This window comes from Hyalangium sp., assembly GCF_035629615.1.
Lineage (GTDB): Bacteria > Myxococcota > Myxococcia > Myxococcales > Myxococcaceae > Hyalangium.
Window position 1 is genome coordinate 1 of record NZ_DASPHO010000470.1, and the last position, 22,716, is coordinate 22,716.

Genomic DNA, 22,716 nt, shown 5'->3' on the forward strand with positions numbered 1-22,716 from the left:
ACGGGGGAGTGGCTCCTCATCTCCGCCAACGGTGGAATCAACCTCTGGCTGGGCAACAACGCGGACGTGGACAGGAGCATGGCTGTCCGCCCGGGCGCGGCGTGGGAGGCGCTGGTGGCGGAGCCTTCGCGTCACGGATTCCACACTCCGGCCTCTCAGGACCGCTACTTCACGCAGAAGGTCCTGGCCTTCTGCCGCCAGCAGCCGCTGGGCTGCGTGGGCAACCTGCTGTGGAAAGCGCGGCTGCTCCTGGTGGCTCGCGAGCTGCCTCGCAACGAGGACCTCTATGTCGTCCGCTCTCAGTCCCCTGTGCTCTGGGCGCTGACGGCGAGGCCTGGCGGCGTGGCGCTTCCCTATGCGCTGCTGTGGCCCCTCGCAGCAGCGGGGTGCGTCGTGCTCTGGCGAAAGAGACGCATGGGCACAGAAGAATCCCGTGTCGCACTCACCGTGGCTGGCGCCGCCCTCATGCTGGCGGCTCCCTCCATTCTCTTCTTTGTCTCCGGCCGGTACCGCGCACCCCTCGCGCCGGTGCTCTGCGTGCTCGGGGCGCTGGGGCTCCACCTGCTGTGGTCCCGTGCCGCCTCGCGCGCTGTGCCCGTGGGAGTGGCGCTGGTCGTGCTCGTGCTGTCCGTGTGGCCCGTGCGGCTGGCAGTGGACTCCGTCGACTTCGCGGCCGAGCTCGACTACGCGGTGGGTGGACGGCTCGCCCGGCTCGGGAACGACGCGGGCGCGGTGGAGGCGTGGCGCCGTGCCGTCCTCCGCAAGCCGAACTACCTGGAGGCAGGCTTCAACCTCGGGCTTGCGCTGGAGCGCCTGGGGCGGGTCGATGAGGCGGTGCGCACCTATCAGGCGTTGCTGCGCTGGTATCCCCGCGAGGGCTTGCTGAGGGATCGGCTCGTCCAGCTCCAGGGGTCGACTCCCTAGCTGAATCGCTTCGAAGCTCCTCCCGGCGGCGCGCTCTGGCCGAACCTGTCTGCTTGTATGACAGGTTCGGCTGGCACTGCCGACAGGGCGTCTGACCTCTGCACCACCCGGGTCAAATCTGTATGGCTGTGAGCCTGTCGAAAAAGGGGGCCTCGGGCTCGGTAACCTACTGCCTGTGGGGTCGGCCTCCGACGCTTCACCCATTCGGTAGTAGGCAACTGCGAGAGCAGAGGACTTCTTCGACAGGCCCGCTGTCAGACAGGTTCTGCTGGCTCGCCCCCGAGAGGGAGCTCCAGCCAGCCCCCTGCGTAACCCGTCCGCAGGCCTGTGGTGAGTCTCGGCGGCTCTCACATGGATCCAGAGCCCATGTGCTCGTCCGGGCTCGTCCGATCCTGGGTTCGATCCCGGGCGTCGTCAGGCTTCTCGTTCCGGGCGGTGGAGGCCCAGCGCGCGGCAGCCTCTCGCAGCGCCCTCACGGCGAACTCCTTGTCGAGGGGCGGGTTGCCCACGTCGATGACCTCGCGGAACAGCGAGGTGTCCAGGCCCTCCTCCTGCGCGACAGAGCCCGCGAAGAGCACCACCGGCTTGCCCAGCTCCTTGCCCGAGCGCGCCAGGGAGGCGGGCCCCTTGCCCAGCACCGTCTGCCGATCGAACCGCCCCTCGCCCGTGATCACCACGTCCGCCACCGCCACCCGCCGCTCCAGGTGGAGCGCCTGGGCCACCAGCCCGTAGCCCGAGACGATGTTCGCGCTGGCGAGCACCGCGAGCCCATACCCAAAGCCCCCCGCCGCACCAGCGCCCGGAACGCGGATGAACTCGGGGGCCAGCCCTTGCGCGAACCAGGCCAGCGCCTCCTCCAGCTCTGCCACCATGTGTGGATCCGCGCCCTTCTGCGGACCGAAGAGCTGGGAGGCCCCGTTGGGTCCCAGCAGCGGGGCCGTCACGTCCGTGGCCGCCAGCAGCTCCACCTCCATCAGCCGGGGGTGCCGCTGGGTGATGTCCACACGCGCCAGCCGCCGGAGCGCCGCGCCGCCTGGGGGCAGGGGCTGTCCTTCCGCGTCCAGGAAGCGGTAGCCCAGCGCCACGAGCGCACCCGCTCCTCCATCATTCGTCGCGCTGCCTCCCATTCCGACGATGATCCGCGAGCAGCCCGCATCCAGCGCCGCCCGGATCAGCTCGCCCGTGCCATGGGTGGAGGCGCGCCGAGCGTCCCGCTCCTCCGGGCGCAAGAGCGACAGCCCCGAGGCCGCGGCCATCTCGATGATGGCCGTCCGGCCGGAGTCGAGCAGGGCATAGGCCGCCTCGACGGGAGCGCCGAGCGGACCTTGCACGGTGAGCACGCGGCGCTCGCCGGGAGCTCCCGCCAGCAGCGCATCCACGGTGCCAGGGCCTCCATCCGCCAGGGGAGCCACATCCAGGAGGACCTCGGGGGCCGCCTCCCGGAGCCCCGCCTGGAGCGCCTCGGCGGCCTCGGAGGCGGTGAGGGTTCCCTTGAACTCCTGAGGGGCAACGAGCCAGCGCAAGCTCACGGTTCGGTCTTCGCTTCCTTGGGAGGCTCCACGGTCACCTGCCCGGGGAGCGAGAGGGCGATGCACTGGCTCTTGAGGCCATCCTCCACGCACTGCTCGTGGGCCTTGCACTGGCCGCGGCAGGGCAGGGTGACGCAGTAGCCGCTGTTCGGATCACAGGTGGTGCCCGTAGGGCAGGCCGCGTAACACCCGCCCTGCGAGCGCGAGACGCCCGAGGCGGCCACGGCGAGGGTGGTGTTGATGACCGCAGAGGCCACATCTCCGGATCCTCCGCTGCGGCACCCCATCAGCAGGGCCAGCAGCCCCACCGCGATCCCCTGTTTCCATTGACGGCTCATGAGCGCTCCTCCATTGACAGTGCCTCGGCGTGCCACTCCAGCAGGGGCCGAGGGCCCGTGAGGCCAGGCATCACCCGCTGCGAGACGGCCTCGAGCCTCCGCAGCAGCGCATCGACCGTATCCGCGGGCTGGCGGGCCGGGCCTCGGATCCGCTCGCAGAAGAAGGTGCGGCAGCCGAAGGGCCGATCCGCATAGACGGTGCACCGCCGGCCCGCGGCGTCCAGGTACGGGCAGCCTCCATCCGCGCGCTTCGGCGGCAGCGGGCGGTGGCTCGTGAGCAGCTTCCACTCGGGGTACCAGAGCCAGGGCTGGCGCCCGGTGCGTGACAGCTGGCAGCACTCGCCGCTGGAGGGGCAGGAGAAGGGCGCGTAGGCCGCGTCCGCTTGACGGTAGATGGCCCGCAGCTCGCGCAGCGCTCGCGTCTCCGCGACCGCCCCAGTCACAAGGGCTTCATCCTCGTCGTCCCAGTTGCGGGGTCGCATCCGCAACCCTTTTCTCACACCCGAGGGGCCGCGGTCGAATGCGCAGCCTCACAGCACTCGCAGGACGAAGCACTTCAGGTAGCGCGTTTCCCTCAAATTCAAGAGTACCGGGTGATCCTTGCCCGCGCCGCGGCGCTCGATGATCTGCACGCGCCGGCGTGCGTCCGCCGCCGCTGAGGCCAGCATGTCCTCGAAGCCCTGCTCATCCACGTGGTAGGTGCAGCTGGCGGAGATGAGGTAGCCCCCGGGCCGCAGCAGCTGCATGGCGCGCAGGTTGATCTCCTTATACCCGCGAAGCGCGGCCGCCACGGCATCCTTGTTCTTCGCGAACGAGGGCGGATCCAGGACGATGGTGTCGAAGCGCCGCCCCTCGTCCACCGCGTCGCGCAGGAAGTCGAAGGCGTTGGCGACGACGACGTCCAGGTTGGTGAGGCGGTTGGCGGCGGCGTTGTCTCGCAGCTGCGCGGCGGCGGCCTCGGAGATCTCCACGGCGGTGACGCGCTGGGCGCGGGTGGCGAGCTGCAGCGCGAAGCCACCCACGTAGGCGAAGCAGTCCAGCGCCTCGCCATGGGCGTACTGCGAGGCCATGACGTGGTTCTCCCGCTGATCCAGGAAGGCGCCCGTCTTCTGGCCCTCGAGCAGATCGGCGCGCATGCGCACCAGGCCCTCGTCGAAGGAGACGGGGCCTGGCAGCTCGCCGCGCAGCAGGCCCTTCTCCGCCTGCAAGCCCTCCAGCGCGCGCACGCCCACGTCTGAGCGGTTGACGATGGCGCGCGGCTTGAACTGCTCGGCGAGCAGCTCCGTGATGAGCGCCTTGCGCGCCTCCATGGCCGGCACGAGGAACTGCGCGCTCAGGTACTCGCCGTAGCGATCCACCACGAGCCCGGGGAGCTGGTCCGCCTCGCCATGCACCAGGCGGTAGGTGGTCTCTCCAGGCAGGGCCTTGCGCCGCAAGGCATCGGCGGAGAGCAGCCGCTGGCGGAAGAAGTCCGTGTCCACCGCGATGTCCTCGTAGGTGAGCCAGCGCAGGGAGATCTTCGAGTGCTTTGAGTAGAAGGCCTTGCCGATGAACCAGCCGCGGCCGTCGGTGACGCGCACCACCTCGCCGCCGGGCAGGCCGGGATCGCCGTTCAGGTCCGCGCGGTAGATCCACGGGTGGCCGGCCTGCCAGCGCTCGACGCCGCGGCGCAGGAGCTGCACCTGGGGGAGCCCGTCCGGGCCGAGCTCGGGCGTGGTGCGATCCGGGGCCAGCTTCTCAGGGCGGTGCGGGCGTCCCCGGCCCTGCTGCGGGCGGGCGGGCCTTCCCCTCTTCTGTCCGGGCGTAGTGGGCATGGTCGTGGCGCGGCGTATACTGCCAACCCGCGTGAGATACGAGCTGCTCCTTCAGACAATGGTTCCCGGGACGCCTTATGACAGCGCCCGGGTCGATGCCCTCCTGCTGGAGCGAGGGGCGTTCGCTCGCCCTGATGGGCAGCGCATCTGGCGCCTCAAGAGCGGAGATGTGGAGGTGGGCGAGCTGCGCGAGGGCGGGCAGCTCATCGCCACGGAGCTGCGCGTCCCGCTGTCGGACAAGCTGGAGCTGGTCCGCGAGGTGGTGGAGGAGGGCGCGACGCTGGCCGCCGCCGCCGAGGTCCGCCTCATCGATCCGCAGCTGGGACGGCACCTGTCCGCCAATGACAGCGGGGCGGTGGCGGACCAGTTCCTGCGCACCGCGCGCTATGCGGGGGAGATGATGGGCGTGTCCGAGGCCGTGTCCGCCAGCTACGCCGCGCCGCCCGAGGGGATCCCCGCGGGGTTCAAGGTCCTCGCGGCCATCATCGGGGGGCTGGTCCTGCTGTACCTGCTGGCCGACTCGCTGCTCAGCAAGCTGGGCGAGTGAAAGGCTGGATTTCCGGTAGCCAATCGAGCGAGCCTGCGCGCATGCCACGCTCCTGGTCGATCCGGATCTCCCTCCTCGCGGTCCTGCTGTTCATGCTCGGGCTGCTGCTCTCCACCCTCGGCCTCCTGCCGGGCCTGTATGGCTTCTTCCTCTATGGGCTCGCGGTGCCGGTGGGCCTGGTGGGTGTGGTGGTGGGCATCATCGCCGCGGTGCAAGGGCGGGCCCGGCACGGGCTCACCGCGGTGGGGCTGGGGCTCGCGGTCATCGTGGGGGTGATTGCCCCCGGCGTCATGGCCGGCGACCGGCCTCGTATCAATGACATGAGCACGGACCTGGAGGACGTGCCCGCCTTCATCCAGGCGAAGGCCCTACCCGAGAACCAAGGGCGGGACATGGGCTACCCGGCGGAGTTCAAGCCGATCGTCCGGGACTCCTACAAGAACCTCAAGCCGCTCCGGGTGAGCGCGCCGCCGGATGCGGTGTTCGAGCAGGCCCTGGCGCTCGCCCGCGAGCAGCCCCGCTGGAAAGTGACGACGGTGGATCCGCAGGCGCGGACCTTCGAGGGGGTGGTGGAGTCGCGCCTGTTCCGCTTCCGGGATGACTTCATCGTAAGGGTCCGGGCGGACGGGGAGGGGACGCGCGTGGACATGCGCTCCAAGTCCCGGGTGGGGAAGGGAGACCTGGGCGCCAACGCGCAGCGCATCGAGCAGTTCCTCCAGGCGCTGGTCTCCCGAGCGGGCTCGGGAGCGGCAAACGCAGGGGAGGGGCGTTAAGGAGGAGTCGTGGCGAAATACCTCTTCCTCGCGTTCGTGGTGGTGCCGCTCCTGGAGCTGTACCTCCTCATCACCCTGGGCCGGCAGCTCGGCGTGGGCCCCACCCTGGCGCTCATCGTGGTGTCGGGCCTGCTGGGCAGCTGGCTGGCCAGGAGAGAGGGCCTGCGCGTCACGCGGAACTGGCAGGCGGCGAGGGCCGAGGGGCGTGTGCCCGAAGAGGGCATCATGAGCGGGGTGCTCGTGCTGCTGGGTGGGGTGCTGCTCATCGTCCCTGGCGTCCTCACCGATGCGGTCGGCCTCTTCCTGCTCATTCCTCCGGCGCGGCGGTGGGTCTCCGCGCGAATGCGCCGCGCGCTCGAGCGCGGGATGAAGAGCGGCTCGATCCACGTCACCACCTATGGCGGGGTGAGCGTTCCTCGGCAGGAGGCCTCGTCGCCCCCCCGCCCCGCGCTGGGCGAGGTTCGTGGAGGCGAGGTGGATGCCGAGTTCACCGAGGAAGGTCCCAAGCGCTGAGGCGTGGTATGGCCTGGGGGATCTCAGACTTCAGGAGCTCCCTTGCGACTGCGCGCGCTCTCTCTCCTCACGGCACTGCCGGGACTCGTCACCCGGGTGGTGCTCGCAGGGAGCCTCCTGGCCTGTGGCCATCACCGTCCTGAAGGTCCGGGGAGCCCGCCGGATCTGCTCGAGGATGGCTGGCAGGTCTCATCGCTGGAAGCGGAGGGCATGTCCCACGAGCGGCTCCTGGAGCTCGAGCGGCGCATCGAGGCCGAGGAGACGCCCGCGCCGGATGCCCTGCTCATCGCTCGCCACGGCAAGCTCGTGTACGAGCGCTACTGGAACGGCTTCCACCGTGACAAGCCGCACGATCTGCGCTCGGCCACGAAGAGCATCACCTCGATGCTGGTGGGCCTGGCGCTGGAGCAGCAGCTCCTGCCCGGCCTGGACACGCCCGTCCTGCCCCTGCTTCGGAGGTACGCGCCCCACAAGAACGCGGATGAGCGCAAGGAGCGGCTGACGGTGCAGCACCTGCTGGAGATGCGCAGCGGGCTGGCCTGCAACGACTGGCAGGAGGACTCCCCCGGCCAGGAAGAGCGGATGTACGACTCGAGTGACTGGGTGCGGTTCATCCTCGATCTGCCGATGGCGGAGGAGCCTGGCCAGTCGACGGTGTACTGCACGGGAGGCGTGGTGGTGCTGGGCGCGCTGGTGGAGGACGCGGCGGGAGTGACGTTCCCCGAGTTCTCGCGCCGGCACCTGTTCGAGCCGCTGGGCATCTCCCGCTTCGAGTGGCAGGAGGCGGATGGGGGGCGCACGGACACCGGTGGGCACCTGCGCCTGCGCCCACGTGACTTCGCGAAGCTCGGCCAGCTGATGCTGAACGGAGGGAAGTGGCAGGGGCAGCAGCTCCTGCCGGAGGCCTGGGTGCGAGCGTCGACGGTGAGCGAGCGGCCCCTGGGGGACTCGAGGTACGCCTACCTCTGGTGGGTCAACACCTTCGAGATCAACGGCACGAAGGTGGAGACGTACTTCGCGCGAGGAAATGGGGGCCAGTACGCGTTCGTCTTTCCGTCGCTCGAGCTGGTGGCCATCTTCACCGGCAGCTTCTACAACGAGCCGGAGTCCTCACTGGCCATCGAGCTGGTCGGCCGGTACGTGCTGACGGCCGCGCTGCAGCAGCAGGGGGACGGCTGACTCCAGGGAGCGCGCCACCCGCCGCTGAGGGGTGTGCAGAGGGCTACTTCTCCAGCCTCTTGCTCGCGGCGCCCTTCAAGGCCGTGAACCCGGCGATGGGCCACAGCTCGTCATTGGCTGGGATGTTCAGGTACACCCCATCGAAGCCCTGGAGCATCGACTGGGCACCGGACGCCAGCGAGTCGCCGACGGCGAAGTGACCCGTGGCCGTCAACATCACCGTGTCGGAGTCTTTGACGTCCCCGGTGTGCCACACGGCACGGCCTTTCTGGCTGTGGATGGCGTACACCAGCTTCATCGCGGCCGTCGGTGAAGGCCCCGGGTTGAAGACGCTGAAGATGCGAAGCTCCAGCTGGAGACGCTGGCTCTCCTCCGCGGCGTAGGCCTGAAAAGCCGAGAGCTCGCCGGACTGGAGAGCCTGGAGCTTCTTCTGATCGAGCTTGTCTTGGTCCCGCCCCGTATAGCTGATGCCGGTGAACAGGATGGCCGTCGGAGCCGTCCACTCGACCTCGAGGCCCTTCATGGACGCCGTCGGCAACATCATCTGCCCCGAGAGCGCGATGTCGAAGGCACCCTCCACCAGCCCCTGGTGCAGGGCCTCGAGCTTGTCGGCCTGCTCGTCGCTCGAGAGCTTCACCTCGACCCACTCGGCGCGGAGCCGCTCGGGCTCATGGAAGTAGTGCATGCTGATCAGCTCCGTCAGCGCCACGCCAATGTCATGGTCGAAGCCGGTGAGCTTCCCCTCGCTCCGGTACACATACGGCGCACCGGACACGTAGCCGAACCGAAGCACGCCGCGGGCGAGCAGGGCCCGCAGCTCGGCGTCCTGATCCTCGGGGGCGACCCAGGGATCGCAGTCGCTGCCGCGGGGCGTGAACCGGGGTGTCATGCCCATGTAGCGAGCGTAGAGGTGCGCGTAGCGCGCTCCGTGCTGCTGGCCCAGGAAGACCCCGAGCGCCGCGTTGAACACCCGGTTGAGCTGTGAGGTCCGGGTGCCGGGCGCCGCGAGCGCGGGGATCTGATCCGTGATCTTGTAATCCAATGGGCCTGCCGTGGTGAGGGATGGGAGCGACGGGGCAGGATCCGCTCTCTGTCGAGCGCCGTCAATCTGTGTACCGGGTTCGTGTCTCTGGCTGCCCCGCCCCATTCCTCTGGTTTTGGGTTAAAGCTGCCCGCCGTGCCCGCTCCGCAACGCGTTCTTTCCTCACAGGCATTTCAGGCCCGGCTGGCCCAGGCCATGGGCGTCACGCGTGTGGCGCGGATCACCGGGCTGGACCGCACCGCGGTGGAGGTGGCGTGCGCGGTGCGGCCGGGCGGCCACGTCCTCCAGGTCTGCAACGGCAAGGGGCTCACCTACGAGGGGGCCGCGCTCGGGGCGCTCTTCGAGACGGCGGAACTGTGGGCGGCGGAGCACGTGCCGCCTGGCCAACTGGTGTGGGGCACGCGCGCCGAGCTGGCCGGACGTGACGGGGGCGCATGGAGCGCCGAGGCCCTGGGCTCGGCGGGGAGGATCGTCGATCCCCGGCTGTGGGGAGAGTCGGTGCGCTGTGCCTGGCAGCAGGCCACGGAGCTGCACTCGGGGCGCACGGTGTGGGTTCCTGCCCAGGGGGTGTACTGCCCGCCCGGAGGCGAGGAGGCGCTGGGGCCGGTGAGCGTGGCCTGGACGAGCAATGGCTCCGGGGCACACCCGGATGCACGCCGCGCGCTGCTCCATGCATTGCTGGAGGCGACAGAGCGGGATCAGCTCGCCCGTACCCTGCCGGGCGGGTGGACGGAGGAGGCGGTGCTTCGGCGGATGCTGGGCCCTGGAGGGCTCGCGCGGGGAGCTAACCGCACGGCGGCGCTGGCGCGGACGCTGCGGGAGCGGGGCTTTGGCGTGTACCTCTTCGATGTCACTCCTTCCTCACGGAGGCCGGGGGCGGTGGGGCTGCCCGTGGCCGCGGCGGTGCTGGTGGACGAGCGGCAGGGGCCGGTGCCGCTCAGCGCGGGGTATGCGTGTGCGCTCGGGAGGGATGAGGCGCTGCTGCGCGCCTTGCTGGAGGCGGCCCAGTCCCGGCTCACCGATATCCATGGCGCGCGGGAGGATGTCTCCCATGCGGACCCGAGCGCCGCGCGGGACTTCGCCGCCGTCTGTGCCTCGGCGCGCCCCAGGCGCCGGGCGGAGGAGATGCCGGACTTCTCCCCAGACAGCGCGTCTCCCGTGCGGGGGCTGCGGCGCGTGCTGCGGCAGCTCCGGAGCGGGGGCTTCACCCAGGCCGCCGCCGTCACGCTCGACGCGCCCCTGCCTGGCCTGCATGTCCGGCGCGTGGTGGTGCCGGGCATGGGCCTCTCGGAGCTCCTATGAAACGCCGTCCCGAGGATCTCGTCGTCTTCCTGGGCCCCTCGCTGCCCGCGGCCGAGGCGCAGGGGTTGACCTCCTGCCGCGTCCTGCCACCGGCTCGCCAGGGGGATGTGTGGCGGGCGCTCTCGCTTCGGCCGCGCGCCATCGCGCTGGTGGATGGCTTGTTCGAGGCGCAGCCGTCCGTGTGGCACCACGAGCTGCTCGCCGCGCTGGAGGCGGGAGTGGCCGTGTTTGGCGGGGCAAGCATGGGGGCGCTGCGTGCGGCGGAGCTGTCCGCCCACGGCATGGTGGGGGTAGGGCAGATCTTCGAGTGGTATCGGGATGGGGTGCTGGTGGATGACGCGGAGGTGGCGCTGCTGCACGTGGATGCGGAGTTTGGCTACCAGCCGCTCACCGTGCCGCTGGTCAACGTCCGGCACGTGGCCGCCCAGGCGCGCGTGGCGCGAGTGCTCACCCCGAGGCAGGTCCGCGCGCTGGTGACGGCGGCGGAGGGACTCTTCTACCAGGAGCGCACGTGGCATCGGATCCTGGAGGCGGTGCGTCCCGCGTGGCCTGCCGCCACACGAGCGGGCTGGGAGGCGTGGTTCTCGAGGGGAGTGGAGGATCTCAAGCGCCAGGATGCCATCACCTGCATCCGGACCGCGGCGGCGTTCGTGTCGTCGGCCGTGCCCGTGCAGCAGCCTCGACGCGCTTCGCGGCCGCCGCCTTCCTCACTCGTGCGGCGCCGGAGGTTGTCGGAGGACGTGTCAGTGGTGGCGGGCAGCGCGGTGTCCTCTTCGCGGGTGTTGGCGGCCTTGGAGCGCGCGCCGGACAGCGTGGAGCTGGCCGAGGCGGGCCTGCGCCGGGCGCTGCTGGCCGGGTGGGCGCGCTCGATGGGGCTCGTGCCGACCGCCGAGGAGCTCCAAGCGGCGGAGGCGGAGTGGTGGCGGCGTCACAAGGTCCGGCCTGCGGAGAAGGAGGCCTTCCTGGTGGCGTGTGGGCTGGATGGACCGGGCCTGCGGCGGTGGTGCGAGGAGCGCGCGCTGGAGCGGCTCGCGTTGTCACATGCGCAGCGCCTGCTGCCGGACGGGCCCTCATGGCAGGAGGCGCTCGCCTCCGAGGCGCGTCTCCAAGGCCGCTGGGTAGAAGAGGCTCGCAGGGAGAGCCGGCCTACGCGCTCCCAACGAAGGCGAGCAACGCCTTGAGGACGGCCTGCGGGTCTTCCACCATCGGGTAGTGCCCGATGCCCTCGAGCGACACGATGTCCGGGTGGGGGACGAGCTCGCGGTAGCGCGCCGCCATGTGAGCGCCCGAGACAGGGTCCACCGCTCCGTTCACCATCCGCAGGGGGACGCGGGTGCGCTGGAGCGCGTCGGTCCAGCGCTCCCGGTGGCGGCGCCGGTCCTCGATGTAGCTGATGAGACGGTGGGAGATGCGCGAGCCGCCGTTGTGCGTGATGACCTCCCAGAACTCCTTCAGCTCCTGCTTCGAGGGTCGGGTCCTCTCGCCGAAGACGGCGGTGAAGCTTCGCTCGAAGGAGCTCTGGGTGAGGAGCCGCGAGACGAGGGGGCCCACTGGGCTCGCCAGGAGTCGCTGGATCAACCGGGGCTGATGCACCTCGGGGAAGAGGCCGCCGTTGAGGAAGCACGCGGAGCGAAGCACCAGCCCCGTCCGGCCAGCCTTCTCCTGCTCCAGCTGGCGTGCGAGCAGCTCTTGGACGACGGAGACAGCGAAGTCGTGACAGAGCACGTGCACGTGCGTGATGCCGAGCGACGCCATCAGCTGCTCGATGAGCGTTGCCTGCTCCAGGACGGAGTACACGTGCCGCGAGGGCTTGTCCGAGAAGCCGTAGCCGAGCAGGTCCGGGGCAATCACGCGGAACCGGGATGTCAGCTGGGGCCAGAGGCGGGACCAGTCCCACGAGGAGGTGGGAAAGCCGTGGAGGCACAGGAGCACGTCCCCCGCGCCCTCGTCGCGGTAGAAGATGCGGTGGGCCTCGAATGAGAAGGTCTTTCCTTCGCGCTTCCAGTCGCTGAGCTGCATGGCGTGCATTGTGACACCTGTTCTAGAGTCCGCGCGCCATGGCCCCTACACGAATCGTCCAGCCGATGACCGCTGTTCTCCGGAACCTGCCCCTCCTGCTGACCCTGGGGCTGCTCACCTCCTCATGCGGTGGGGAGTCCTGCGAGGTGGGCTCGGAGCTGCACCGCACGGAGCTGTTCTTCGGGCTCGACCGGGAGAACGCCGAGGCCATCACCGAGGCGGAGTGGCAGAACTTCGTGGACACCTCGGTCACGCCCCGCTTCCAGGACGGCCTGACGATGTACGATGTCGATGGCCAGTACCTGATGGACAACGGCACCCTGGTCAAAGAGGACAGCAAGGTGATCATCCTGCTCCATGAGGGCAGCAGCGCGCCCTCGATGAACATCGACACCATCCGCGAGGAGTACAAGCAGCGCTTCAGCCAGGAGTCCGTGCTGCGCATCGACTCCGTCTCATGTGTCGCCTTCTGAGGCGAGGGCAGGGCGTGGGACCGGGCACACGTTCAGCGAGGATTCACCGCGGTGACGTGTTCTGGATAGGGCCAGATGACTCGCGAGGGCCTGTCCCGAGCTACTCCCATCCCCACGTGGTGGTTCAGGACGACGTCTTCAACCACTCGCGCATCACGACCGTGGTCGTGTGCGCATTGACGTCGAACTTGCACCGGGCTTAGGTGGGTGAGGAGCCTGCTGGCGGCGGCGCCTGCGCCAACCTGTCTGACAAGCATACAGGTTGGTGCAGGCTGCGCCCGGCAGGTGGCCCTGGCAAGCGCGGGTTCCGGGTCTTGCCCAGGCCTCGGCTCTACCGACACGCGGTCTTGTCTGCAGGGTAGGTGAGGGCCTTGGCCCACTCCTATGAGCGCGATGCCTTCACTGTCATGGGGCTGGAGGCGGGCAGCGGTAGTTCACGCTGAACGACAGGAGCAGGGGCGTGGCCTGGAGGTCGTTCGACGAGAGCTGGAACTCAACGCGCAGGTACTGGCCGCTCGGCGCCCCCGCCGCGATCAGATCCGCGGGCGGGGCGGTAAACGTAGCTGCCGCACGGCACAAGGGTGTTGCGCAGCTTGTAGCTGGTGAAGTCCGAGTACGTGTAGAGCCCGGCGGACTGCTGGGGGTGCGCTGTACCTCTCCCGTGTCGCGGTGCACCCGCATCGCGTTGCCCGAGCGGTTGCTCACCCACAGGGTTGATGCATGGAGGGAAACATACTCGAAAGGCACCGGGCGACTTGGACGCACGTCACGGCTTCAGTTCACCTTCAAGGAGACGGGCGCCGACGTCGTGACGTTCCCCGCCGCGTCATAGGCCTTGGCCGTCAGCGTGTGCCACCCCTTCGGTACAAACAGGATGTTCCAGCTCACGCTGAAAGGAGCCGTGGTGTCCGTGCCGATGACCGTGGCGCCGTCGTAGAACACCACCTGCGTCACTCCGACGTTGTCACCGGCGCTGGCCTGCACGGTGACGCTCAGGAACGCCGAGCCTCCGTTCGCCGGAGAGGTGATGGCGACAGTGGGCGAAGCGTTGTCCACCGAGACAGCCAAGCCGGCTGAGATCGTGACGTTGCCCGCCAGGTCGTAGGCCCGCGTCGTCAGCGTGACGCTGCCATTGGCCCCGGTCGTCGAGTCCCAGCCCACCGCGTAAGGGGCCGTGGTGTCCGTACCGATCAACATCGCGCCCACGTAGAACTCGACCCTCGAGACGGCCTGATTGTCGCTGGCGGTGGCGCTGACCTGGACGGTCCCCCGGACCAGGGCGTTCTGCGCCGGAGCGCTGAGGGCCGTCGCTGGCGCGGTGTTGTCCACTGTCACGCTCACTCCGGCGGAGGTGCGGACATGGCCGATGCTGTCATAGGCCTTCACCGTGAGCGTGTGGGCACCGCCCGTCACGCCTGCCGTGTTCCAGCTCAGCGCATAGGGCGAGGCGAAGGACGTGCCGATCAGCGTCGCGCCGTCGTAGAACTCGACCCTCGAGATCGCCTGGTTGTCGCTGGCAGTGGCCTCGACCACGACGCTCCCCCCCAGGAGGGCGCCCTGCGCAGGGGTGGTGAGCGCCGCCTCCGGCAGGGTGTTGTCGGTGCTCACCCCGACCGCGGCAGAGGTCCCGACCCGGCCAGCGGTGTCGTAGGCCTTCGCGGTGAGCGAGTGAGCACCGTCCGCCGCGCCAGAGGTGTCCCAGCTCACGTCGTAGGGAGCGCTGGTGTCAGTGCCGATCAGCATCCCGTCCGCGAAGAACTCAACCCTCGCCACCGCCAGGTCGTCCTCGGCCGTCGCGGCCACCGAGACAGTGCCCCTCACCAGTGTGTTGCCGGAGGGAGCGGTGAGCGTCACCGTCGGAGGGAAGGCATCGGTCGGCTGGCCCACCGCGAAGGCCACGTCGTCATGGTCGTCATAGGTGCCGCCGCTGCACGCCGAGCCGTTGTTGCCACCCACTCGGAACTGGGCGCGCACCGCCTGCAGGCTGCCTGCGGGCAGGGTGTACTCTGTCGAGAGGATCTGTGCCCCACCTGCGCTCGGCCGGAGCGTGGTCAGGTACGTCCATGAGGGCTGGGTGGCATCGCTGGCGTAGAACAGGTCGAGCGCATCCGAAGAGGTGTAGTAGGCGACGACGTGGACCTCAATCCGGGCGGGCCGGCCCTCCGCGAAGGCCTCTCCGTTGACGCGCGACAGCCGGATCCGGTTGATCTTCTCGTAGAAGCTGTGGTCGATGCCGGCTCCGTCCGCGCAGCTGCCGAGTGTGTTGGGCGAGCCAGGCTCCCCACTCCTCCGGCCCTTCACGAGGTTCATGGTGTCGCAGACGCCGTTCACCGTGGCGCACTTCGGCACATGGAGCACCGGATCAAACATGGCTCGACCCGGCTGGTTCACCGTCACCGGGACTGCGGCGCTCGCGGCCACGTTGCCCACCGCGTCATAGGCCTTGGCGGTGAGGGTGTAGCTCCCGTTCGCCTCGAGGTCACTGTCCCAGTCCACACTGAAGGGAGCCGTGGTGTCGCCCGCGAGCAACAACCCGTTCACGAAGAAGTCGACCTGGGCGACACCCGTGTTGTCCGTGGCATCCGCCTGGAGGGAGACCATGCCCGCCACGGCTGCCCCGCTGGCCGGTGAGGTGATGGCCACGCTGGGGGCCGTGGTGTCGTTGTCCACCGTCACGGTGATCGGGGCCGAGGTGCCCTTGTTGCCCGTCGCATCAGAGGCCTCGACGGTCAGCGTGTGCGTGCCATTGGGGAAGGACCTGCTGTTCCAGGAGAAGACATACGGCACGGTGAAGCTCGTGCCGGACGCGACTCCATTGACCCGGAGCCTCACGGAGGACACGCCCTTGTCGTCCGTCGCGCTCACTTGGATGGGCACTGTCCCAAGTACTGTCGCCCCGTTCGCGGGAGACGTGATGGAGACCGTAGGCGCGATGAAGTCGTTGTCGGCCGTCACCATCACCTCCGAAGAGGTGGCCACGTTGCCGCTGGAGTCCGTGGCACGGGTCGTCAGCGTGTGGCTGCCATTCGCTGCGGTCCGGGTGTCCCAGGAGAAGCTGTAGGGAGCGAAGGCTCGGGCCCCGATCAGGGTGCCGTCCAGCAAGAACTCGACCTTGCTCACCAGGATATCGTCGGTGGCGTTCGCCGAGATGATCACGGTCCCAGCGAGCGTTGAACCGCTGGTGGGAGAGGTGATCGAGCTGGACGGAGGCGTGGTGTCACGCGCGACGGTCACCACCACCTGCTCAGATGTTGCCATGTTGCCGGCCCAGTCGTAGGCCCTGGCGGTCAGGACGTGCTCGCCGGTCGGTTCGTTCCCCGTGTGCCACGAGACACTGAAGGGCGCATAGGCGGCGCCGCTGATCCAGCGCGTGCCGCTGTAGAACTCGACTCGGGCGATGCCCTGATTGTCCGTGGCGCTCGCGGAGATCGTCACCGTCCCCGTCACGGTGGCGCCCGGGGCGGGGACGGTGACGGAGACCTCCGGCGCCGTGTAGTCGTTGTCCACCGTCACCGTCACCGGCAGAGCGAGCCCCACGTTGCCGGTCGCGTCACGGGCTCGGGCCGTCAGCGTGTGGCTGCCGTTCGAGACACTGCGGGTGTCCCAGGACAGGGAGTACGGTCGCGAGGTGGCTGACCCGAGCAGGGTCTCCGCGTCATAGAAGTCCACGGCCGCCACGCTCTGGTTGTCGCTCGTCGAGGTTGTCAGCGTGATGCGCCCGCGCACCGTCGCTCCGTTGGCGGGTGAGACGATCGCGACCGTCGGCGGGACGGAGTCGGTCTCCACCGGGAAGACCAGGTCATCGTGATCGTCCAACAGGTTCGGGCTGCACGGCGATCGGAGCCCGCCGTAGCGGTAGTTCGCGCGCACCGCCTGCAGGTCGCCTGCTGGGAGGGTGTACTCCGCCGAGAGCGTCTGCGTGAAGGAGCTGTAGTACGGCTTGAGGGTGGTGATGAACGTCCACGAGGGGTTGTTCGCGTCCGCCGTGTAGTACAGGTCCAGGGAGTCCGAGGTGGCACTGAAGGCCCACACGGTGACCGCGAGCCGGACCTTCTTCCCGCTGACCATGGCCGTGCCATCCAGCTGGCTCACGCGGATCCGCTCGATGGATCCGCCGTGGTATTGGTAGAGCCCGCTCGTGCCGTCGAGGCACCCGTCCAGGGTATTGGGCGTGTTCAGCTCGGGGCCGTGATGTGCCCGGCCCTTGACCAGTTCCAGGGTGTCGCAGGCCTCCGTCACGGTGTCGCACCGAGGCGCCGACAGGACCGGATCGTAGCGCGCGTTGCCCGGGTTGTTCGTCTCCACGGTGACGGGCGCGCTCATCGTCCGGTGGCCCGCTCCGTCATAGGCCTGGCTCGTCAGCGTGTAGCTGCCGTTGGCCACAGTCACCGAATCCCAGGATGCGGAGTAGGGAGCCGTTGTGTCGGTGCCGAGGTAGGTGCCGTTCATGAAGAACTGCACCTGGGTGATCTGCCGGTCGTCGCTCGCGCTCGCCTCGATGGAGACAACGCCGCTCACGGTGGCTCCGCTGGCAGGCGCGGTGATCGCGGTCTCCGGAGGGAGGAGGTCGTTGTCGACCGCCACGCTCACCGTGCTCTGGGGCGAGGCGTTCCCGGCCGCGTCATAGGCCGTCGCGCTGAGGACATGCGGTCCGTTGGACACCGTGCGGGTGCTCCAGTCCATGCTGAACGGCGCGTAGGACCTGCTGCCGAGCAGGGCACCATCCACGTACACGTCGACGCGCGTCACGCGCCGGTCGTCGCTGGCGCTGATCTGGAGCGAGAACGTCTCACTCACGGTCGCGCCGTCCACGGGTGTGATGAAGGTCGCCTGCGGCGGCACGTGATCGTTGTCCACGAGGACGTTGATCGGGGCTGAGATCGAGACGAACCCGGCCGCGTCGTAGGCTCGTACGGTGAGGGTGTGAGAGCCGTTGGGAGACTCCCGGCTCGCCCAGCTCAACGCGTAGGGAGCGCGGGAGTCCGTTGCGAGCAGGGTGGAGCCGGCGTACAGCTCCACATGGTGCACGCCGAAGTTGTCGCTCGCCTCCACGTTGACGGCGACGACGCCCATCAGCGTCGCGCCCTCCGTGGGAGAGGTGATGGCCACACTCGGCGGCGTGGCGTCCGTCTCCTGACCCACCGCGAGGATGAGGTCATCCGCGTCGTTGAGGGGACCCGGGACGCAGGCAGAGGCGTTGCCGTCGCCTGAGCGGTACACACCCCGGAGCACCTGCAGCCCGCCGGCCGGAAGCAGGTACGTCGTCGAGAGGACCTGGGGGCCGCTCGTGGTCGGCGACAGGGTCCCGATCAGCGTCCACTGGGGGGCAGCCGCATCCGGTGCGGCGTAGAGGTCCAGGGCCTCCTGGGCGAAGTTCGTGCTCGCACGGACCGTGGCCTGCACCGTCACCTCCTTGCCCGCCGCGAAGGCGGTGCCATCGCTCCGGGAGACGGAGAGCCGCTCCAGGGAGGGGCTGGAGCGATACGTGCCCTCCGTCCCGTCCGCGCAGGAGCCGCTCACGGTGTTGGGCGAGTGGAACTCGGGGCCGAGGTTCGCCCGTCCCTCCAGGAGCCACATCGAGTCACACCGGTGGCCCACGGTGGCGCAGGCGGGCGCTCCCCGCGTGGAATCGAACGTCGCGTTTCCGGCGTTCTCGATGGTCACGTCCACCAGCGCGCTCACCGCCTGGTTGCAGTTGGCGTCGTAGGCCCTGGCGGTGATCACCCCCGGGCCGTTGCTGGCGGTGGCGCTATTCCAGACCAGCTCATAGGGAGCCGTGTTGTCCGAGCCGAGCGAGCGGTTGCCGAGGAAGAACTCCACCTTGGCGATCTCCTCGTCGTCCGTCGCGGTGGCGGTCAGGGTCACCGTGCCGCCCAGGGGTGAGCCCGGGAAGGAGGTGGTGAGGACGACCTGCGGCGGTGTCTGGTTTGAGCCGAGGCAGCCGGCGTACAGCAGCCGGTTCGGGGAGCCGGTGCCAGGGTTGGCGACCGCGTCGGGCGTCGCGCGGGTGAGGAGCGCGGTGGTGAGCTCCTCCGGAGTGGCCAGCGGGTGGCCTTCCAGGTAGCGCGCCGCCGCGCCCGCCACGTGTGGGGTTGCCATGGAGGTGCCACTGATCGTGACCGTGCTGGTGTCGCTGGTGTTCCAGGCAGAAGGGATGCTCAGGCCTGGCGCGAAGAGATCCACGCAGCTCCCGAAGTTCGAGAAGTATGCCCTTGAGTCGCTGACGTCGGTCGCTCCGATGGTCATCGCGGCTGGAGTCCGAGCGGGGGACCGGAAGCAGGCGCTCGTGCTCTCGTTGCCCGCGGCGACGGCATAGGGCACTCCGGCGTTGATGGAGGCGGTGATCGCGTCGTCCAGCGCCTGCGTGGGGGGGCCCCCCAGGCTCATGTTGGCCACCGCCGGCTTCACGTGGTGGGCGGTCACCCAGTCGACGCCAGCGATCAGTCCAGACGCGGCGCCCTGGCCCGCGCAGTCCACCACCCGGACGGCGTGCAGCGTCACCCCTTTGGCCACGCCATACGTCGTCCCGCCAATCGTTCCCGCCACGTGTGTGCCGTGGCCGTGGCAGTCGTTGGCGCCGTTGCCGTCATTGACGGAGGAGAAGGCGTGGAGCGCGCGGCCACCGAACTCGGCATGGGTGATGCGGATGCCCGTGTCGAGGACGTAGGCGTTCACCCCGCTGCCGGTGAAGCCGTAGGGGTAGGTCTGATCCAGCGGCAGCTCCCGCTGATCGATGCGGTCGAGTCCCCAGGGGGCCTCCGCCTGCGAGCCCGAGAGGGAGATCTCGCCGTCCTCCTCCACGTACCGCACGCGCGGGTCGTTGCTCAGCTTCAGCGCGGCCGCCTCCGTCATCTTCGCGGCGAAGCCTTGGAGGGCATGCGCGTAGACGCGGTCCACGGAGGCTCCATGGAGAGCAGAGAGCTGGTGCGCGAGCAGCCCCACCTGCGCCCCGGCCAGGGCCTTCTCATCCAGGACGACGATGTACCGGCCGGGCAAGGCCTTCTCGGTCTTCAGCAGCCGGCTGCCCACGACGAAGGACTTCGCCGTCTTTTTCGAGGCTTCAGCCTCGGTCGAGCCCTCCTCGGAAGGGAGCTCACAGGAAGCGAGCACGAGTCCAGCCACAAGCAGCGTCACCAGGGTCCGCATGGGTCCCCCCTTCAGAGGGTCGGCATCCGTTTCCTGGTTAATTGAAGAATTCCGAAAAGGCTGGATCACCCCCGATGCAGAAAGTGGCTCAGTCGCTGGCGATGCTCGAAGCCTGCCGAGGCAGGTTCAGTGTGCCGCCTCGCAGTGTTGGCGAACCGCCTGAAAGAGGTCCGTGAGGCTCAAGGGCTTGGTGAGATAGCCCGCCGCGCCTCGGACTTGCTCTTGCTGATGGTCAATGGCCATCGCTGACACCACGATGGTAGGGACACGGGCCAGGTGAGTGTCATCCAGCTGGAGTGCTCGAAACTCACCCCCGCTCATCCCAGGCATCATCAGGTCGAGCAGGATGAGGCACGGAGGCATGTGGGCCTGCAGGTACTTCAAGGCCGCCAGCCCATTGACGGCGCCCACGGCCCGGAAGCCCTCCACTTCTAGCACTTCGCAAAGGTTGTCGCGAAGATCGTCGTCGTCCTCCACTACCAGAATGACATCTTCATGCGCGGATGTGTTCACGCCATGCAGATTGTGAAAGTGGCGCCCGGTTCGTCAAGTCTTGTCAGAGCTTATTCGTGGCACTGTGACTGGCAGTGTCAGCATGAAAGTGCTTCCGTGGCCAGGTTCCGAGATCAGGGAGAGGTGGGCCTCCAGCGCCTGGGACAGCTGCTTGACGAGGACAAGCCCGAGGCCCAGGCCCGGGTTTCCTTTGCGGGCCACCACCTCGAGCTGCTGGAAAGGCTCGAAGATGCGCTCGTGGTGGTCCGGCGCAATCCCTCGCCCGGTGTCTTTGACCACGAGCCGGCAGGCGTCGGGCAGCACCTCGACGGAGACTTCAACCGAGCCATGGTCGGTGTACTTCACGGCGTTGCTCACGAGGTTGGAGAGGACCAGGTGGAGCAGCCGCCCGTCTGTCTGCAGGAGCACGGGCTGGGGCGGCACGCGAAGCTCCAAGGCCAGGAGCTTGCGCTGGGCCTCGGGCCGGTACTCCTCGGAGACTTCCCGCGCGAGGGCCGCCAGGTCCACCTCGGACACCTTGGGCACCAGGCGCCCCGTCTCCAGCCAGGTGTACGCCAGGATGGTCTCCATCAGGTGCTGAAGGCGGGAGGTGCTGCGCGTGAGCTTCTCGAGCAGTCCCTGCTGGCGTGCGGAGAGCGTGGCATGCTCCCGCGTCAGCAGGTGGAGGTTGAGCTTGACTATGGCCAGCGGGGTTCGCAGCTCGTGGGTGACGAGGTGGAGGAGCGTGGTCTTGAAGGAGCTCGCGTTCAGGGCCTGCTCGCGGGCAGCGTGAGAGGCCTCGAGCGCCGCCTCCAGCTGACGCTTGCGCAGGGCCAGCTCCCCGGTGAGGGCTGTCAGGTCTCCCGAGTGCGCCTTCAGCTCCTCCTGGAGCGCGTCTCGGGTGCGCTTGACGGTGGCGAGGTTGCGCACGCGGGCAAGGAGCTCGGCCGCCAGGAAGGGCTTCACGAGATAGTCCTGGGCGCCGCTGCTGAGCAGCTGGATGCGCAGCGCCTCATCCGCCCGGGCTGACAGCAGCAGGATGGGGATGGCCTCCAGCTCGGCTCGGGCTCGCACCTCGCGCACCAGCGCGTCCCCGCTCATCCGCGGCATCATGATGTCGGTGACGAGGACGTCGGGCCGCAGGGCCTCTGTCTTGCGCAGGCCCTCCTCACCATCCTGGGCGACCTCCACTCGGAACTCCCGCCCAAGCGTCTGAGCCACGAAGTGGCGCAAGTCCGGCGTGTCCTCCACCACCAGGACAGAGGGCGCATTCGCGGGCGCCAGCACGTCGAGGCCCGACGCCTGGGAGGCCTGGGTGCGCAGCGCCTCGGCTACCCCGGCTGCCTCGGCTGCCAGCGCTTCGGCTCCCACCGCCGCCATGGGGTGCACAGCGGTGCCCTCGGGCGCTCGGAGCGGCAGCTCCACCACGAAGCGTGCACCGCCGCCGGGCGCCTCCTCCATCCGGAGGGTGCCTCCGTGCAGGCGCACGAGATCACGGGCGATGGCGAGCCCCAGGCCCGTGCCACCGAACTGGCGGTTGATGCTCGCGTCCACCTGGCGGAAGCGCTCGAAGATGGTCTCCCGCATGTCCACGGGCACGCCGGGCCCTGTGTCCTCCACGACCAGCCGCGCGCGGCCATCCTGCTCAGCCAGCGCGCAGCTCACGCGGCCGCCGACAGGGGTGAACTTGAAGGCGTTGGACAGAAGGTTGAGCAGGACCTGCTCGAGCTTCTCGGCGTCCGCCTGGGCCATGAGCGTGCCCGGCGCTTCGACGTTGAAGGTGATGCCGCGCTGGCGTGAGAGGCTGTCGAAGTGGGAGGCCCCCAGCCGTACGAGCGCGGCGAGGTCAACCTGGGCATAGACCGGCCGCATCGCCCCGGCCTCCAGCCTGGCCGCATCGAGCAGCGCATTGACGTGTCTAAGCAAGAGGCGGGCATTCCTCTCGACCACCCGGAGCTCCTGCTGGCTCTCGGCGCTCAGGCCCTCTGCGGAGAGCAGCCGCTCCATGGGCCCGAGAATGAGGGAGAGGGGGGTGCGCAGCTCGTGGGAGACGTTGGAGAAGAACTGCGTCTTGAGCGCGTCGGCCTCGCTCAGCCGGGCGTAGAGGGTCTCGAGCTCACGGTTCTTCGTCTCGAGCTCCACCCGCCGCTGCTCGGACAGTCGCGCCGCGTCTGCGACCGCCACGATGGCCGGCCTGGCCTTGAGAAGGTAGGCGCCCGTCAGCACCGAGGCGACGGCCGTCAGGGCCTTGATCCACCCCGCCAGCCAGTAGGCCGAGTTCCAGACATTCCACACCTCCATGAAGTGAGTGAGCCCACAGGCGCCGATGAAGACACCGAAGGCGACCACCATGGTGCTGAAGGGCAGCCGAATGCGGCGCACCAGCATGTACAGCACCAGGGAGATGAGGACGTAGGCGGCTCCAATCAACGTGTCGGAGACAGCGTGGAGCCAGACGAGTCCTGGCTTCCACAGGTAGCAGTGCCCGTGGGGCATGTACCAGGCGCCCATGAAGACGTCCCGGAGCAGCTCGTGAAGCCAGGCGCCCCCATCCGCCGCGGCCTCGGTGGAGTGGTGCATGTCAGGGTTCAAGGGCGGAGGGCTCTCCTGCGGGTGGGGGCGCCG

General features: G+C 69.1%; 16 protein-coding genes and 2 pseudogenes. 9 read left to right on the plus strand and 9 right to left on the minus strand.

Features of this window, described 5'->3' with window-relative positions; all coding sequences use genetic code 11:
- Positions 1-924 (plus strand): annotated as a pseudogene (locus VD972_RS24000) (tetratricopeptide repeat protein); the annotation flags it as partial.
- A 347-nt stretch (positions 925-1,271) separates the two neighbouring features.
- Here VD972_RS24000 and VD972_RS24005 read toward each other — a convergent pair.
- From VD972_RS24005 to VD972_RS24020, 4 genes are read right to left on the minus strand one after another with little or no spacing between them, the layout of a single operon-like run.
- The gene (locus VD972_RS24005) at positions 1,272-2,453 is read right to left on the minus strand and encodes a glycerate kinase (RefSeq protein ID WP_324990758.1); all 1,182 of its coding nucleotides are present in this window, start codon (positions 2,451-2,453) and stop codon (positions 1,272-1,274) included.
- Complete coding sequence (locus VD972_RS24010) at positions 2,450-2,791, minus strand: hypothetical protein (protein ID WP_324990760.1); 342 nt, start codon at positions 2,789-2,791, stop codon at positions 2,450-2,452. Before VD972_RS24010 ends, VD972_RS24005 begins: the two co-directional genes overlap by 4 nt.
- Positions 2,788-3,273 (minus strand): YkgJ family cysteine cluster protein, encoded by a 486-nt coding sequence (locus VD972_RS24015; protein WP_324990762.1) that lies wholly within the window; start codon positions 3,271-3,273, stop codon positions 2,788-2,790. Before VD972_RS24015 ends, VD972_RS24010 begins: the two co-directional genes overlap by 4 nt.
- Before the next feature lie 48 nt (positions 3,274-3,321).
- Complete coding sequence (locus tag VD972_RS24020) at positions 3,322-4,605, minus strand: class I SAM-dependent rRNA methyltransferase (RefSeq protein WP_324990763.1); 1,284 nt, start codon at positions 4,603-4,605, stop codon at positions 3,322-3,324.
- 58 nt (positions 4,606-4,663) lie between these two features.
- On the opposite strand from VD972_RS24020, the gene VD972_RS24025 reads away from it, so the two are divergent.
- Genes VD972_RS24025 through VD972_RS24040 form a run of 4 tightly spaced genes read left to right on the plus strand, consistent with a single transcriptional unit; the run spans position 4,664 to position 7,617 of the window.
- Entirely contained in the window at positions 4,664-5,152 is a 489-nt protein-coding gene (locus tag VD972_RS24025) for a hypothetical protein (protein ID WP_324990765.1), read from the plus strand.
- 41 nt (positions 5,153-5,193) lie between these two features.
- Positions 5,194-5,925: a DUF1499 domain-containing protein gene (locus VD972_RS24030; RefSeq protein ID WP_324990767.1), complete on the plus strand. Its 732-nt coding sequence runs from the start codon at positions 5,194-5,196 to the stop codon at positions 5,923-5,925.
- A gap of 9 nt (positions 5,926-5,934) precedes the next feature.
- The gene (locus VD972_RS24035) at positions 5,935-6,438 is read left to right on the plus strand and encodes an FxsA family protein (RefSeq protein WP_324990769.1); all 504 of its coding nucleotides are present in this window, start codon (positions 5,935-5,937) and stop codon (positions 6,436-6,438) included.
- A gap of 42 nt (positions 6,439-6,480) precedes the next feature.
- Positions 6,481-7,617 carry a serine hydrolase domain-containing protein gene (locus VD972_RS24040; RefSeq protein ID WP_324990771.1) on the plus strand — a complete coding sequence of 379 codons (1,137 nt, stop codon included), beginning with the start codon at positions 6,481-6,483 and terminating at the stop codon, positions 7,615-7,617.
- 43 nt (positions 7,618-7,660) lie between these two features.
- On the opposite strand, the gene VD972_RS24045 is transcribed toward VD972_RS24040, so the two are convergent.
- On the minus strand, positions 7,661-8,659 hold the full coding sequence (locus tag VD972_RS24045) for a hypothetical protein (protein WP_324990773.1): 999 nt from the start codon (positions 8,657-8,659) through the stop codon (positions 7,661-7,663).
- Positions 8,660-8,794: 135 nt separating this feature from the next.
- On the opposite strand from VD972_RS24045, the gene VD972_RS24050 reads away from it, so the two are divergent.
- Both VD972_RS24050 and VD972_RS24055 read left to right on the plus strand, forming a co-directional pair.
- Positions 8,795-9,961 carry a YcaO-like family protein gene (locus VD972_RS24050; RefSeq protein ID WP_324990774.1) on the plus strand — a complete coding sequence of 389 codons (1,167 nt, stop codon included), beginning with the start codon at positions 8,795-8,797 and terminating at the stop codon, positions 9,959-9,961.
- Entirely contained in the window at positions 9,958-11,142 is a 1,185-nt protein-coding gene (locus VD972_RS24055) for a TfuA-like protein (protein ID WP_324990776.1), read from the plus strand. The genes VD972_RS24050 and VD972_RS24055 overlap by 4 nt, the downstream gene beginning before the upstream one ends.
- Here VD972_RS24055 and VD972_RS24060 read toward each other — a convergent pair.
- Positions 11,108-11,989 carry an alpha/beta hydrolase gene (locus tag VD972_RS24060; RefSeq protein ID WP_324990778.1) on the minus strand — a complete coding sequence of 294 codons (882 nt, stop codon included), beginning with the start codon at positions 11,987-11,989 and terminating at the stop codon, positions 11,108-11,110. The genes VD972_RS24055 and VD972_RS24060 overlap by 35 nt on opposite strands.
- A gap of 29 nt (positions 11,990-12,018) precedes the next feature.
- Between VD972_RS24060 and VD972_RS24065 the strand changes: the two genes are divergently transcribed.
- Positions 12,019-12,453, plus strand: a complete 435-nt coding sequence (locus VD972_RS24065; protein WP_324990779.1) for a DUF3574 domain-containing protein — start codon at positions 12,019-12,021, stop codon at positions 12,451-12,453.
- Positions 12,438-12,653: pseudogene (locus VD972_RS24070) on the plus strand (type II toxin-antitoxin system PemK/MazF family toxin); the annotation flags it as partial. The gene VD972_RS24065 and the pseudogene VD972_RS24070, both read left to right, overlap by 16 nt.
- Positions 12,654-13,227: 574 nt before the next feature.
- On the opposite strand, the gene VD972_RS24075 reads toward VD972_RS24070, so the two are convergent.
- From VD972_RS24075 to VD972_RS24085, 3 genes are all read right to left on the minus strand, one after another.
- Positions 13,228-19,599: an Ig-like domain-containing protein gene (locus tag VD972_RS24075; RefSeq protein WP_324990781.1), complete on the minus strand. Its 6,372-nt coding sequence runs from the start codon at positions 19,597-19,599 to the stop codon at positions 13,228-13,230.
- A 126-nt stretch (positions 19,600-19,725) separates the two neighbouring features.
- Positions 19,726-20,076: a response regulator gene (locus tag VD972_RS24080; protein WP_324990783.1), complete on the minus strand. Its 351-nt coding sequence runs from the start codon at positions 20,074-20,076 to the stop codon at positions 19,726-19,728.
- Between the two features lie 69 nt (positions 20,077-20,145).
- Positions 20,146-22,683, minus strand: a complete 2,538-nt coding sequence (locus tag VD972_RS24085) for an ATP-binding protein (protein ID WP_324990785.1) — start codon at positions 22,681-22,683, stop codon at positions 20,146-20,148.
- Positions 22,684-22,716 lie beyond the last annotated feature (33 nt).

Bases quoted from the DNA above. Each gene is read 5' to 3' on its own strand.
- VD972_RS24065 (WP_324990779.1), top strand. From the start codon at position 12,019: ATGGCCCCTACACGAATCGTCCAGCCGATGACCGCTGTTCTCCGGAAC.
- VD972_RS24020 (WP_324990763.1), bottom strand. From the start codon at position 4,605: ATGCCCACTACGCCCGGACAGAAGAGGGGAAGGCCCGCCCGCCCGCAG.
- VD972_RS24015 (WP_324990762.1), bottom strand. From the start codon at position 3,273: ATGCGACCCCGCAACTGGGACGACGAGGATGAAGCCCTTGTGACTGGG.
- VD972_RS24075 (WP_324990781.1), bottom strand. From the start codon at position 19,599: ATGCGGACCCTGGTGACGCTGCTTGTGGCTGGACTCGTGCTCGCTTCC.
- VD972_RS24030 (WP_324990767.1), top strand. From the start codon at position 5,194: ATGCCACGCTCCTGGTCGATCCGGATCTCCCTCCTCGCGGTCCTGCTG.
- VD972_RS24055 (WP_324990776.1), top strand. From the start codon at position 9,958: ATGAAACGCCGTCCCGAGGATCTCGTCGTCTTCCTGGGCCCCTCGCTG.
- VD972_RS24060 (WP_324990778.1), bottom strand. From the start codon at position 11,989: ATGCACGCCATGCAGCTCAGCGACTGGAAGCGCGAAGGAAAGACCTTC.
- VD972_RS24025 (WP_324990765.1), top strand. From the start codon at position 4,664: ATGGTTCCCGGGACGCCTTATGACAGCGCCCGGGTCGATGCCCTCCTG.
- VD972_RS24010 (WP_324990760.1), bottom strand. From the start codon at position 2,791: ATGAGCCGTCAATGGAAACAGGGGATCGCGGTGGGGCTGCTGGCCCTG.